Origin of the sequence: Coxiella endosymbiont of Amblyomma sculptum, from assembly GCF_009883795.1 — a bacterium.
GTDB lineage: Bacteria > Pseudomonadota > Gammaproteobacteria > Coxiellales > Coxiellaceae > Coxiella.
This window is the reverse complement of the sequence record NZ_CP033868.1, coordinates 560078-574002: the sequence shown is the minus strand read 5'-3', so window position 1 is coordinate 574002 and position 13925 is coordinate 560078. Positions and strand designations below refer to the sequence as shown.

Below are 13925 nucleotides of genomic sequence, written 5' to 3'. Positions count from 1 at the left end.
CTAAAACTGCGACTTTTAAATAATTGTGTTTCGAATCGGATGTTGCTGAAAGACATTCGTTCTTCTCTCATATATTGATATGATGGTATTTAGATTTTTCTGGATCAGGGAAAATTATAGAGAAAGTCGCAATCAGATACATTAAAAACTGAAGAAGAGAGCGAAAATCAAGAGATCATTTATACAAATTGTGCCTCTTGATATATTCAATTACTCCCTTAGGGAACATGGATTGTATGTCCGAATAATTTCCTTTTGCCAAACAATTTCTAATCTCAGTAGCACTGATTGGATAATCGGAAAGTTGTTGAAAAAATATTTTTCCTGAAAGGAATTTCTTAAGATCTTTAGGATCTTCAGTGCGATTTCTAAGCAATATTTCCAACCATTTTGCTGAAGGCAAATGATAGTTGGCTCGGTTGATGACAATCAGATGGCAATAACTTAGAAATTCTGTGTAGCGGTACCAAAGATTAAAATTGGAAAAAGCATCGGTAGATAAAATGAAACAAAGAGCGTACTTTGAAAAAGAGTTTCGTAAAGATCGAAGTGTGTAAATGGTATAGGAAATCTCTTTTTTTTCAATTTCGATATCACTAACAGAAAAAATTGGACGATTGGAAACGGCACGTTTAATCATTTCTAATCGATCTAGAGAATCAGCCGCTGTATTCCCTCTATGTGGGGGTTGATAGCAAGGAATCAATTGAATGGTCTCAAAAGGAAGCGTCTCTATTAACTGTTCGAGAACAGACAAGTGTCCGTTGTGAATAGGATCAAATCTTCCACCAAACAATCCTAGCAACGGAAAATTCATCGTAGTTCTGCTCCTGCAATGCTCAAACTTAGTGTTTCTAGCTCCTGCCAAGCATTTCCTGGAATCACTCCTTTTATAATCCAATCCACTCTTTTTGAGAATCTCAATAATTCAGAAACGATTTGTGAATCAAGACGCGCCAGCGCTATTTTTATAAGTTTTTTGTAAGGACCTTTCCACCGAAACGCCAATAATTGTTCAAAAGATTTTCCATCTACAGATTTTTGCAAAGAAGTATAAATATTGCGCAATTCTCGAGTCAAAACCCATAATACTAAGGAAGAAGATTCTTTATCTACAAATTGTAAAACTGATAAAATTCGAATTACTCTTGTTTTGTCACCTAATAAAACCGCTTCTGCCAAATCAAAAATTGTAAAATACGCATTATCACCAATAACAGCGTTAACAACTGTGTATCGGAGCGGTTTATTTTGATGACAAAGCAAACGAAATTTTTCTATCGCCTGTTGAGTCGCTAGTAAATTGCCTTCAGTAAATGTAGCGAGGAGATTGATACTTTCTGTATCTACGGAAATATTAAATTTTTTCAATCGTTGAACAATCCATTTTTGTAGTTCTCGGATAGGTATAGGGTGAATCGAAACTACGACTCCTAGTGTGGAAATTTCTTTATACCATCTCGATTTTTTTTGTACAGTTGTCAATTTGTTAGTACAGATTAACAATCTTTTATCAGACGGTGGATTTTTTAAATATTTTAGTAGTATTTGCATCCCTCTTTCGTTGAATTTTGCTTGAGAATTTCGTATCTCAATAAGGATTTTTTCACTAAAAAGATTGAAATTATCGATGGCGATGTCTAACGCCTCCCAACTACGTTCCTCATCAATAAAAAACAATTCCCTCTGTTGAAATCCTTGCTGCCAAGCCGCTTTTCGAATACTGTCTCGAGCTTCTTGCATCAGAAGAGGAACGTCTGAACATATAAGATAAACAGGTAAAAGAGGTTTATTCAAATGAACGTCGAGTTCTTTATGCGAAATTTGCATCTACTGTCTTTCTCCGTATATACACTTAATCTCTCTAAATTAGAGAGATATATTTTTTTCATAGAACTTTATATACTTGGGCATTAGAAATGTAGATTCTCGATCTTTTGGTATCAAATGAAACGGGCTGGTTAAGGCAATAATATCTCTAGAGATAGGAGTTTCCTGTACATCTACACCAATAGTTGACGCCAACACCCAATAAAAAGTAAGTATTAAAAAAATATTGTTGTTGTTTCCTCATACTACAATGATGATTTTCCAGTAAATATTGGTAATTCGAAGAAGTGAGACGAGACCCTCTTGCTTGGTTGAACGAACCTTCAATGTTATAAAGACAAAACAGGAAGTTCTATCAAAACTTGGGATTTACATTAAAACTTCGAACGTCTTTTTTGATTACGCTCACCATCTCATTTATATGTTTAGCGTTTCGTACTACACAACACAATGTTAATCAATTTTTTACGTACAACAATCACGTTTTTAATTTTTTTACCAGAAATATAGCGCTTAATGCTATCTTGATTTAGCGCAAGGTCTTCGATCAATTTGTCTGTGTCGTTTGCAGAAACCTGAATACGGGATCGAAATTTCCCGTTAATCTGTACAACTACGTCTATTTCTGTTTGAAAGGTCTGTAAATCTTTAAGATCCACTTTAGGCCAAGGAGCATCTAAAATGTTTTCCCCGAATCCCAATAATTTCCAAAGAAAATGAGTAATATGAGGGGTTATTGGTGATAAAAGGCGCAATAGTATTCCTAAGCCTTCGTGAAGTAAGAGAGATTTTGATTCATCATCCGGTTTATTACTTACAACCAGTAGCAGATTCAAAATTTTCATCGACGCGGATACAACTGTGTTAAATTGATTACGTTCCATGTCATTGTTGGCTTGTAACAGATATGTGTACATTATATATTGTATGCGTTTATTATTTTTCGAGCTATTTTTCTTCTGTTGACGATAATGCAGCCCTTTCTTCTGATTAATGACTAATAAACTGCTTTTAAATCGATTTGCAAGATTCCACAATTTTCTTAGAAAACGATGAACTCCCGCAACCCCATTTTCTGACCATTCCAAATCTTGCTCTGGTGGAGCCGCAAAAATTACGAATAATCGCACTGCGTCAGATCCGTATTTTGCAATCAACGATTTTGGTGCGATTATATTTCCCTTAGATTTAGACATTTTAACACCGTCTTTTAAGACCATCCCTTGAGTAAGCAACCGTGAAAAAGGTTCATCGGAATGTAGTAAACCCAAATCTCGAAGTGCTTTATGAAAGAAACGAGTGTACAGTAGATGCATAACAGCGTGTTCGATACCTCCAACGTATTGATCTACAGGAATCCAATATCTGGTTCGATCGTCCAGTACGGTATTTTTTTGATTAGAACAGGTGTAGCGAGCGTAATACCAAGAAGACGAAACAAATGTATCCATTGTATCGGTTTCTCGTACAGAGATTCTATTGCAGACAGGACATTCTGTCTTGTAAAATTCTACATTCTGTTTTAAAGGAGAACTGTGACCAGTAGGAATTATGCTTTCTGGTAAAAGAACAGGCAGTTGATTTTCGGGAACAGGAACGATTCCGCATTTTTTACAGTACACAATAGGAATTGGTGTACCCCAATAGCGCTGGCGAGAAATGCACCAATCCCGCAATCGGTAATTTGGTTGACGGTTATTGCAATACCCGCGAATCTTTAGATAGTTTGTAACTATATCAAACGCTTCCTTTGAATCGATCCCGTTAAAAGGACCTGAATTAAAAAGTTTTCCAGAATCGGTATAGGCAAATCGTTCGTAATTCCATTGACTGTTATTAGCGGTTTTAATGACTGGTCTAATAGGTAAATTGTATCTTAAAGCGAACGCATGATCTTGTTCGTTGTGAGCAGGTACTGCCATAATTCCTCCAAAGAAGGATTCCATTAGAATAAAATTCGCAATCCAGACAGGTAACTTTTCTTGTGTAATTGGATGAATGGCAAAGAGATCTGTTACGATGCCTCTTTTTTCTTGAGCGGCGATATCGACTTCCGCTGTGCGCGTTCGACTGAATGTTCTTAAAAAATCGAACACTTTTTTGCTTTTCTTGGCACACTCTTTTGCAAGAGGGTGTTCGGGAGCTATCGCAATGTAAGAAATTCCCATAATGACATCAGGGCGTGTAGTAAAAATCTGTAATTTATCTTCTCTATTTTCTAGAGAAAAAATCACAGTAATCCCGTAGGATTTTCCAATCCAATTGCGCTGCATTGCAATCACCCGTTCTGGCCATTCCTTTAGTGTATTGAGATCTTTAAGAAGTTCTTCGCTATAATTGGTAATTTTCAAAAACCATTGTGAAATTTCACGTCGCTCTATAGAAACACCTGATCTCCATCCTCGTCCGTGAATCACTTGCTCATTTGCTAATACTGTTTGATCAACAGGATCCCAATTTACAATAGAATTTTTCTTATAAGCCAGACCTTTTTTATACAGTTGAAGAAAAATCCACTGTTCCCAACGATAATAGGAAGGATCACACGTAGTAATTTCTCGAGACCAATCGTAAGAGAACCCCAATTGTTTGAGTTGATTGCGTATTTTCTTAATATTCTTGCGAATCCATTTTACCGGAGGCAATTTATGCTGGATAGCAGCATTTTCTGCAGGCAGTCCAAAAGCATCCCACCCCATAGGGTGCAAAACATTTCGACCTTTATGCAGTTGATAACGAGCTATTAAATCTCCAATGGTGTAATTTCGAACATGCCCCATATGCAGATTTCCACTTGGATAAGGAAGCATCACCAAACAATAAAATTTCTCCTTTCCTAAATCTTCTTTAGATTGAAAACATCTTTTTTCTTCCCAATAAGTCTGTACGATTTTCTCAATATCCAGTGGATTATAGAATGAAACATCTGTACTCATACGGCAAAAGAAGGGACGCTTATAAGATTGATCATATTGATAAAAGAAGTTCCTTTAGTTTTAAATTGACTGTATTTAAAATCTTTATTTTACAACAAATTTACTACAGCTTCGGATTTCCAAAATTCCTATAAAAACTTCTATCAGCTGGTAAGAGTTTTATTGAAAACAGAACAAGACTGAATTAATTTCAACACAATCAAAACTAAAAATCTAAAAATTATTTCGTTTCCAGCACAAAGAGACAACAAGACCCATGTCTGCCAATGTATTGATTTTACGAGTTGTAAAAAACAAAAATTACCCCAACCCCCTTTCGGGCTCTTATAATACCACAAAGTAACGACTTTTTGAGAAATAAACAAAGCGGGAGAAATATTTTTGCGCAAAAGACATTAATGAAAAATTGTCCATCCTTGCACTGATTTCTTAATGAAAAATTGTCCATCCTTGCACTGATTTCTTTTCGTGCAGTTGAGGTTATATGTAATAAAAAATTCTCTACCTACAAAATGAGGCGAACTCTGTTCGAGAAATAAATCGCCAATTCTCAAATCTTTTCAAAATTTTAAAAGAAAATTTGTATTTACAAGAATTTTCGATTAACAAGAACCCTCATACGGATTTTCGTATCCGAGTTGAGACAATAGCGCTATCTCCAGTCTTTGCATTTCTACGGCTTCTCGCTTTTTGATGTGATCGTATCCTAGTAAGTGTAGTATTCCATGAATAAAAAGGTGAGAAAAATGAGATTCTAAAGGTTTATTTAGTATCTTAGCTTCTTCGAAAACTAAAGAAACACAAATGGCCAAATCTCCAAGAGGATTGGCAGAAAATCCAGGAACAGGATCATAAGAAAAGGACAGAATATTCGTAGGGCCTTTTTTATGCCTATACATTTTGTTTAGGACGGCGCTTTCATTTTGATCGACAAAACGGACCGTCAACTCAGGGGTGGTTGTATCCACAGTCATCGGAACAAATCTAAAAATAACACATATCCATTTCCTTATTTGAGAAAGACTAGGAACAATAGAAATTCGAGTGGCGTTTTGGATGTCAATATGTAGATCCCGCGCTTCGAATAAACGCCCACTCAAGATCCTGCCCTCATGCGCATGTGAACTCAAAAAATCGGAAGGTAATTTTCTCGGATTCAGAAATCATCTTACAGTACGCCCCATAAGGAATTTGGATACACCTTCTCGATTCGAATTGAAATCATTTTCCCAACCAAAGAAGAGTTACCTGCAAAATTCACAACTCGGTTATTTTCAGTGCGACCACTGAGTTGATTAGGATCCTTGCTTGAAGATCCTGTAACTAAAACTCGCTGTCGAGTCCCCAGCATTGATTGGCTGATTTTCAACGTTTGTTTACGTATACAATTTTGCAAGATCACCAAACGTTCCTTTTTAACCTCTATGGGCACATCATCAGGTAACCGAGAAGCGGAAGTATTCGGTCGAGAACTATAAAGAAAACTAAAAGAAGAATCAAATCCAATTTCGTGAATGAGGTTTATGGTATCTTGAAAATCTTTTTTAGTTTCTCCTGGGAAACCGACAATGAAATCTGAAGAGATACTAATATTAGGTCGCGCTTTGCGCAGTTTATAAATTTTAGATTTAAATTCCGAAATAGTGTAGTTACGATTCATTGCTTTCAAAATGCGATCGGAACCGCTTTGAACTGGTAAATGAAGATGACTAGCAATTTTGGATTCTCTAGAATAAGCACCAATCAATCTTTCTGAAAAAGTAGCGGGATAAGAAGTGACAAATCGAATCCTTTCTATTTCTTCAATAGCAGCTAAATAATGAATGAGTAGAGCCAAATCAGCTACTCGTCCATCATGCATAAGACCATAATAATCATTGACATTTTGTCCGAGTAAGACAATTTCTCGAACGCCTTGTTGAGTCAAACTAACAACTTCAGCCACAATATCATCAAATGGACGACTAGTTTCTTCACCTCGTGTGTAAGGAACTATACAGAAAGTGCAGTACTTGCTACATCCTTCCATAATGGAAACAGAAGCTGAAGGTCTAATCGTACGAGGTTTTGGAAAATAGTCAAATTTCCCAATTTCCATTTCTGAACAAGTAATATCAATGACTGATTTTTTAGATTGAATTGCTTCATTCAGCAATTTTGGCAATCGATGTAAAGTTTGAGGTCCGAAAATGATATCTACAAAAGAGGAACGCCTTAAAATATTCTTCCCTTCTTGACTCGCTACACAACCTCCGACACCAATAATTACATGACCTCGGTTTTCTTTATAAGACTTCCATCGACCTAATTCAGAAAATACTTTTTCTTGGGCTTTCTTTCGCACAGAACATGTATTAAGCAAGAGAACGTCGGCATGTTCCGGATCATTTGTAATCTCTAACCGATGAGACATATAGAGAACATCTGCCATCTTGGCCGAATCGTATTCGTTCATTTGACAGCCGTATGTTTTCACATAGAGTTTTCTCATAAGATTTTAATTCTCCAGTTTAATCAATTTTCCAATTTGTACAGTTTTTCAATTTTCATTAGGAACAGTAGACGGAATTCCAGTTGCAACTTCTTCTTCGAATCCAGAAAGAGTGATTCTTACGTGTTTATCACTAGCTCGGAATAGGACAGCTAAATGAAGAGAAACGACAGACAAAATGCCAAGATACAAAAAATCCCATCCAAAAGGAATCTTTCCACACCCTCCGCCATAAGATCCTAAGTAGGAAATGACACTCAATCCTACCAGATACGGCCACATCCAAAGAGAAGCGCACCAATTCATGTAAATACCTCTAGGTCGTTCAGAAAACAATCGATACACAATAAAAAGAACTAAAGAAACAACCAAGCTAATTCCTAGTTTGGAAACTACATTCCAACCAGTCCAATAAACGATAAGAGTACAAATATAGAACCCGATAAAACTCCATATTGTAACCAAAGGTAAACGAAAAATTCTCTTGTGATTAGGCAATTGATAACGCAACGATAGACAACAAATCGGTCCTGTAATATAAGAAAGAGCAATAATTGATGACATGAATTCAGCCATCGCGTACCAACCCTGAAATGGTAAAAAAAATGTCATACTCACAATAAAATTGACAACAATGGCTTTTGCGGGAATTCCTCTTTTGTTTACTTCGTGTAAAAATTTAGGCAATTGACGATTAGCACTTAGTCCATATAAGGTGCGAGCCGCACTGGTACTGTAGACTAGTCCTGCCGCACTAGTGGCTACTAAAGCGTCGAAATAGAGTAAAATAGCCATCCAAGTAATACCCAGAACCATCAAAAGACCAGCTAAAGGCCCTGCATCTCCTGTAAAATGTACATGAAGCCAACCCTTTGATAAACTATCAAGACTTAAGGCGCCAATAAAGCCAATTTGTAACAACAAATAGATAATTAATACAACAGATAAACTACCCAAAATAGCGATCATCACAGTACGACTTGGATTGTCTGCTTCTCCTGCCAATTCCACCGCTTGTTTGAAACCGTTGAAAGCAAATAAAATACCACCCGTTGCCAACGCAGCAAAAACACCTTTCCAACCATTTGGCATGAATCCTCCATATCGGAAGTTGGAAAAATTATGAGGATGAAAAGAAACTGCCATAAGTACACAAGCAGTTAAAACAGGTACAACCAGTTTCCAAAAAGAAAAAATATTATTGAGGCTAGTAGTAAATCGAATGGAATAAATATTGATCAGACTAAACCCCACCATCAAAAATGTAGCGATAAGATAACCTTCAAAACTTAATCCGTGCGTACCGGCCCCATGCTGTCGAATCAAGCTTGGACAATAATTAGCAGCATATTGAACCATTGCCTGAACCTCAGTAGCGGGGGCAGTCATCAAATTAAACCACGTAATCCACCCAAAAAATAAGCTAACAAAGGTACCGTGAGTTAGTTGAGGAAATCGTGTACTCCCTCCGGTAATGGGCAACATAGTTGTAATTTCTGCGTAGGTAAGGGCTACAATAACTACCAGTAGTCCTCCAAATATCCAAGCGATAATTGAAGCGGGTCCTGCCAAACGACCAACATACAAAGAACTGAAAAGCCAACCGGAACCAATCATAGCACTCACGGAAGACATCATTAAATCGATTGGACCAATGCGTCTTCTATAAGCGTTAGTACTATTCATAACATCCCAACAGTAACTTAAAATATTGCCTTGGAAAGCGTCTTGACGACACGCAAGATTGGATTGTAATCGTTTTTATTGGTAGACTCAAATTGCGGTGTTGTAGTCGAAATAAAATGCACAAGAAAATTAAGTCCTCTCTTCCACTTCCTTGACCAAAACATTTAGCACAGATGGACAGAAGCCTCTGTATCTTCCTTGATGGGCATTCTTCCTCTCCTTATTTTCCTATTTGGACCATCCACGTTTTAGATATCGAAGTTTGTCATGAATATCTATCCAATCTTCTGCATCCGATAAGGCTTCTTTCTTAGAAACAATGACAGGCCACTGTTTTGCAAGTTCCGCATTGAGTTTTAGAAAAGATTTTTTCTCTTTAGGTAAATCATCTTCAGAAAATATAGCGTCTACCGGACATTCCGAAACGCAAAGATTGCAATCGATGCATTCGTCTGGATCGATAACCAACATGTTTGGCCCTTCTCGGAAACAATCTACCGGACAGACTTCCACACAGTCTGTGTATTTACACCGTATACAATTATCGATTACAACAAAAGTCATGCTATAATTTTTCCGCGGCAATTAAACTTTAAAGAATTCGTGCAATGAGTTTTTTCAATGTAACAAAAAAGAAGGATTGACGCCACTGTCTTTTTTAGAAGACAAAAGGAAGTATCGTAATATGTAGGGGCAAAAGTTGAACCAAGATTCGTTGTATGGTTGTTTTCTGCGTCGCATTGTTTCCAATCCATTCTACGAGCTTCTACTTAAAAATTTAGAATCCTCAGAAGAATTAAAAATTTTAGAAATAAAGAGGTTACCATGAACATTCAAGAAGTGATTAGACAACAAATAGAAAGCAGTTCTGTTGTGCTATATATGAAAGGAACCCCTGATTTTCCTCAATGCGGGTTTTCTGAATATGTAGTTTCTGTTTTGCACCAATGCGGGGTCAATTTTAAAAGTTTCAACGTTTTAGAATCAGATGCGCTTCGTCAAGGAATCAAAAAATTCTCTAACTGGCCTACAATCCCACAACTTTATGTTAAGAAAAAATTCATTGGGGGAAAAGACATCGTCGGTGAATTGTTTGAAAACGGAAAACTGCTAGAGTTACTAAAAGATTTGTAGTTTTCATTACTCGAAATCCCATAAAGATTTTTTTCTTGTGACGGGGTGGAAATTGTCCCGAAGGTAGAAAATTGGTTCGTGTTTCTTGATTTCAAACAACTGGGTGGGCGATCGAGTGTGGCTTTTATCAAAGTCAAGAAATTCTTTGTCTATTTTGCTGACATATGTTTCAGAAATCTTCCGGTAACCGCCTTTTCTGTTCATAATTTACTTACCAACGTACTGAATGTCGCAGAAGAAAATAGCTTTTCTTATGGATAATCTATCACTGATCCTAACAGGGTTCAATTTTCCGGAATTATTTACAACAAGCGGACTTCAAAAATTGGACGCTGCGTTCTTAGCTTTTTTGAAAGATAAAGATGCGGTTCTGTACGAAAAACTTTTACTCTATCGTAAAGAAGGAGAATCAAAATCTTCGAGATCTAAATCGATTAGTGAATTGATTATTTCTTGTGGATCTTTATTGGAAAATTTTGTTTCCAATCTTTTCTCTATCGAGAAACATATCGAACATTTGCGTGTCGTAACTTTGAGAGAAAATACTATCTCCGATTTCAAGAAATTCTATGTTTTACGTCGAGCGTGTCGAATGCTTAAGAAGTCGGATTTGGTTGAAAATTTTTCACTACTGGATCGGTGGGTAAGTGATCAACTAAAAGAAAACGGATTGGACCAATCCGATCGAGAATGGGCTGTTGCTCACTGGGGACAAAGTTTATTACGAGCGTCCGAAGATAACGCGGTACTTATTGAAAAACTGATCTTATGGTGCATTGCTGCAATAACTCAACTGCACGGAAAGAAAGCAGTGCAAGGATGGACAATTTTTCATTTGCCCAAACATCTAGACTATGGAAATCTGGTGGAAACAATTTCTGTTGCCGGAGATACGATAAATCGTTTAGAAGGACCTTCGGAATTGCGTCGTCATCGAGATGGATTTACTTTGACTGATTCTCGAATGAATCGACGTGAAATAATGGATCATATTAATTACTGCGTTTATTGTCACAAAAATGACAATGATTTTTGCTCTAAAGGATTTCCTGCAAAAAAGAACGATTTTCATCGAAACATAAAAATTAATCCTTTAGGTGAAATGCTAACAGGATGTCCTTTGGATGAGAAAATTTCTGAAATGCATTTCTTGAAAAGACAAGGTCGTACAATTGCCGCTCTGGCTGTTGTTATGATTGATAATCCAATGTGTCCTGTGACTGGACATCGTATTTGTAACGATTGCATGAAATCCTGTATTTATCAAAAACAGGACCCAGTCAATATTCCCCAAACCGAAACACGAATTTTAACAGATGTACTCGAATTACCTTGGGGAGTAGAGATTTACGATCTGCTAACACGATGGAACCCTTTGAGGCAAAAACAATATCTTCCCAAATTTTATAATGGAAAGAAAATCCTAATTATGGGCATGGGTCCTGCCGGATTTTCGCTAGCACACTTTCTTCTTATGGAAGGATTTGCTGTTGTGGGAACAGATGGTTTGAAAATTGAACCCTTACCTTCTACATTTATTACCAATCCCATTCGGGATTACAAAGATTTGCAAGAACGATTAGACGATCGAACAATGATCGGTTTTGGAGGAGTGGCTGAATACGGAATTACTGTTCGTTGGGATAAAAATTTCCTAAAATTAATTTATATTAGTTTATTAAGACGCCCTTATTTTCAAATATTCGGTAACGTTCGTTTTGGAGGTACTTTATTGGTTGAAGATGTATGGTGTTTGGGATTGGACCATTTAGCAATAGCTGTAGGTTCTGGTTTGCCTAAAGAGCTGAAAATTCCTCACAGTTTAGCGCCTGGCATGCGTCAAGCTAATGATTTTTTAATGACATTACAATTAACAGGTTCCGCTAAGTCTTCAAGTTTAGCTAATCTACAAGTTCGTTTACCTGCGGTGGTAATCGGAGGCGGATTAACAGCTATCGACACAGCTACGGAAGTGCAAGCGTATTACATTGCTCAAGTGGAGAAAACAATTCAACGATATGAGACACTTGTTGAACATTTTGGAAAAAAAATGTCGAGATCTCGATTTGACAAAATATCTTTAAAAATTCTCGATGAATTCCTTGATCATGGGAGAACAGTGTGTGAAGAACGTCTACGAGCAAAAAAAGAAAATCGTCCGGTTGACTTTACTAAACTTATTCGCGAATGGGGCGGGGTAACTATAATTTATCGAAGAGCTATGAAAGAATCTCCTGCCTATAAATACAATCATGACGAAATTGCTAAGGCTCTAGAAGAGGGAATTTACTACGCTGAGAATTTAGAACCGGAATCTGTAAAAATAGATACCTACGGTTGGACAGTGGCCTTAATATGTCAACAACACGCAGCGAACAAAAGAGGGGTTCGTACAACAACAAAACACATCCTACCTGCACGTTCTATTTTTGTAGCCACAGGAGTTAGACCTAATATAGCTTATGCTTATGAACACAGCGGTACTTTCTCTTGTGAAGGATTTAGTTATAAGCGGTTTGAATTACAAGACAAAAAATTGAAAGCAGTCAGTGAGAAAAGTCACTGCAAAACTTCAGATTTTGGACCTTTCACAAACTATACAGTAGACGGGCATCTCGTGAGTTTTTTAGGAGACACGCACCCTACTTTTCGTGGAAGTGTTGTGAAAGCTATCGCTTCCGCAAAGAGAACTTATCCCAAAATTGTAGAGGCACTTAAACACAAGCTACATTTTCAAATCAATAACGAAAACGAAAATGGTAAGGACAATGAGATTGAATACAAAAAATTCCGTGCCAAAATAGCTGCACTCTTCGAATCAAGGATAACAGCAATTCGAAGGTGTTCACCTTCAGCGGTAGAATGTCAAATTCGAGCACCAATAGCAGCTCGCAATTTTCAGATAGGGCAATTTTATCGATTACAAAATTTCGAAAGTTTGTCTCCGGTTGTAAATGGTACACGTTTGCAAACTGAAGCCTTAGCGTTGATCAACGTGAATCAATGTTCTGACCCAGATGTCATAAGTTTTGTAATTTTAGAGCAAGGCGCTAGCTCTCGATTGATAGCCACTTTAAAGCCAGGTCAACCAATTTCTGTTATGGGTCCAACGGGTTGCTGTAAAACGATTCCTCAAGACGGTCAGAAAAATATAATAGTTATTGGAGGTTTTCTATCTGTCTTGCATGCATATTCTTTAGGAAATTCTTTGCAAAAAGCAGGACATCGTGTGTTTCATATGACCCTAATAGAAAAAAGTAAAGGGACGTATTCTCCAAAAGAATTAGAATCGAGCGATATCGCTTTTCAATTGACTCAAGAAACAAAAGTTGAAACAAATAGACTACTCCGTTCACAAGATGAGCAGAAATGGAAAGAATTCCTTTCCTTTTTGCGCTGTCGTGCAGTAGAAATATGTCCTATTCCTTTGCACGAGATTGATCTTGTTTATGTAATTGGTTCAACTCATCTTCTGCGTACAATTCAAAACGGTCGACAGGGCGTTCTGAGAAAATATTTTAAACCAGAAGTGGAATTTATCGCTTCAGTTTATGGTCCAATGCAATGCATGATGAAAGGAGTATGTGCTCAATGTCTGCAATGGCAAATTGATCCCTGTACCGGTCAAAGAACGAAAGCTGTTTTTTCTTGCTCTTGGCAATATCAGCCGATAGAATTGGTGGACATTAGAAATATTGAGGAACGTTTGTTTCAGAATCGAACTCAGGAAATCCTGTCCAATTTATGGTTAGATTATCTTTTTTCAACAGAAAAAATCGAACGGATATAGTCTGTGTAGTGGTGTTGTATTCTGTGCGTTCGGGAAAAGAACGAATTTAGTTTGTGGT

At 37.1% G+C, this 13925-nt stretch carries 10 protein-coding genes; 2 read left to right on the top strand and 8 right to left on the bottom strand.

Annotation, left to right across the window (positions count from 1 at the left end; genetic code table 11):
- Window positions 1-175 precede the first annotated feature (175 nt).
- The 7 genes from nadD to fdxA all read right to left on the bottom strand — a co-directional run bounded on the left by nadD (window position 176) and on the right by fdxA (window position 9507).
- A complete protein-coding gene (gene nadD / locus EGQ50_RS02680) occupies window positions 176-817 on the bottom strand; it encodes a nicotinate-nucleotide adenylyltransferase (RefSeq protein WP_159748310.1) in 642 nt (213 codons plus the stop codon).
- Window positions 814-1830, bottom strand: coding sequence for a DNA polymerase III subunit delta (gene holA / locus EGQ50_RS02675; protein ID WP_159748308.1), 1017 nt, complete (start codon window positions 1828-1830; stop codon window positions 814-816). The genes nadD and holA overlap by 4 nt, the downstream gene beginning before the upstream one ends.
- 425 nt (window positions 1831-2255) lie before the next feature.
- Window positions 2256-4766 carry a leucine--tRNA ligase gene (gene leuS / locus EGQ50_RS02670; RefSeq protein ID WP_159748306.1) on the bottom strand — a complete coding sequence of 837 codons (2511 nt, stop codon included), beginning with the start codon at window positions 4764-4766 and terminating at the stop codon, window positions 2256-2258.
- A 602-nt stretch (window positions 4767-5368) separates the two neighbouring features.
- Window positions 5369-5866 (bottom strand): rRNA maturation RNase YbeY, encoded by a 498-nt coding sequence (gene ybeY, locus EGQ50_RS02665; RefSeq protein ID WP_159748304.1) that lies wholly within the window; start codon window positions 5864-5866, stop codon window positions 5369-5371.
- 68 nt (window positions 5867-5934) lie between these two features.
- The gene (gene miaB, locus EGQ50_RS02660) at window positions 5935-7257 is read right to left on the bottom strand and encodes a tRNA (N6-isopentenyl adenosine(37)-C2)-methylthiotransferase MiaB (protein WP_159748302.1); all 1323 of its coding nucleotides are present in this window, start codon (window positions 7255-7257) and stop codon (window positions 5935-5937) included.
- Between the two features lie 48 nt (window positions 7258-7305).
- Window positions 7306-8943 (bottom strand): APC family permease, encoded by a 1638-nt coding sequence (locus EGQ50_RS02655; protein ID WP_159748300.1) that lies wholly within the window; start codon window positions 8941-8943, stop codon window positions 7306-7308.
- Window positions 8944-9171: 228 nt separating this feature from the next.
- Window positions 9172-9507 carry a ferredoxin FdxA gene (gene fdxA, locus EGQ50_RS02650; protein WP_159748298.1) on the bottom strand — a complete coding sequence of 112 codons (336 nt, stop codon included), beginning with the start codon at window positions 9505-9507 and terminating at the stop codon, window positions 9172-9174.
- Between the two features lie 261 nt (window positions 9508-9768).
- Between fdxA and grxD the strand changes: the two genes are divergently transcribed.
- Window positions 9769-10077, top strand: coding sequence for a Grx4 family monothiol glutaredoxin (gene grxD, locus EGQ50_RS02645; protein WP_159748296.1), 309 nt, complete (start codon window positions 9769-9771; stop codon window positions 10075-10077).
- Between the two features lie 6 nt (window positions 10078-10083).
- Here grxD and EGQ50_RS02945 read toward each other — a convergent pair whose 3' ends face one another.
- A complete protein-coding gene (locus EGQ50_RS02945) occupies window positions 10084-10281 on the bottom strand; it encodes a CBU_0585 family protein (protein WP_305764151.1) in 198 nt (65 codons plus the stop codon).
- 49 nt (window positions 10282-10330) lie between these two features.
- On the opposite strand from EGQ50_RS02945, the gene EGQ50_RS02640 reads away from it, so the two are divergent.
- Entirely contained in the window at window positions 10331-13867 is a 3537-nt protein-coding gene (locus EGQ50_RS02640; RefSeq protein WP_159748294.1) for an FAD-dependent oxidoreductase, read from the top strand.
- Window positions 13868-13925 lie beyond the last annotated feature (58 nt).

Excerpts from the sequence above, each read along its gene's own strand:
- nadD (WP_159748310.1), bottom strand. The coding sequence starts at position 817 with ATGAATTTTCCGTTGCTAGGATTGTTTGGTGGAAGATTTGATCCTATT.
- holA (WP_159748308.1), bottom strand. The coding sequence starts at position 1,830 with ATGCAAATTTCGCATAAAGAACTCGACGTTCATTTGAATAAACCTCTT.
- leuS (WP_159748306.1), bottom strand. The coding sequence starts at position 4,766 with ATGAGTACAGATGTTTCATTCTATAATCCACTGGATATTGAGAAAATC.
- miaB (WP_159748302.1), bottom strand. The coding sequence starts at position 7,257 with ATGAGAAAACTCTATGTGAAAACATACGGCTGTCAAATGAACGAATAC.
- EGQ50_RS02655 (WP_159748300.1), bottom strand. The coding sequence starts at position 8,943 with ATGAATAGTACTAACGCTTATAGAAGACGCATTGGTCCAATCGATTTA.
- fdxA (WP_159748298.1), bottom strand. The coding sequence starts at position 9,507 with ATGACTTTTGTTGTAATCGATAATTGTATACGGTGTAAATACACAGAC.
- grxD (WP_159748296.1), top strand. The coding sequence starts at position 9,769 with ATGAACATTCAAGAAGTGATTAGACAACAAATAGAAAGCAGTTCTGTT.
- EGQ50_RS02945 (WP_305764151.1), bottom strand. The coding sequence starts at position 10,281 with ATGAACAGAAAAGGCGGTTACCGGAAGATTTCTGAAACATATGTCAGC.
- EGQ50_RS02640 (WP_159748294.1), top strand. The coding sequence starts at position 10,331 with ATGGATAATCTATCACTGATCCTAACAGGGTTCAATTTTCCGGAATTA.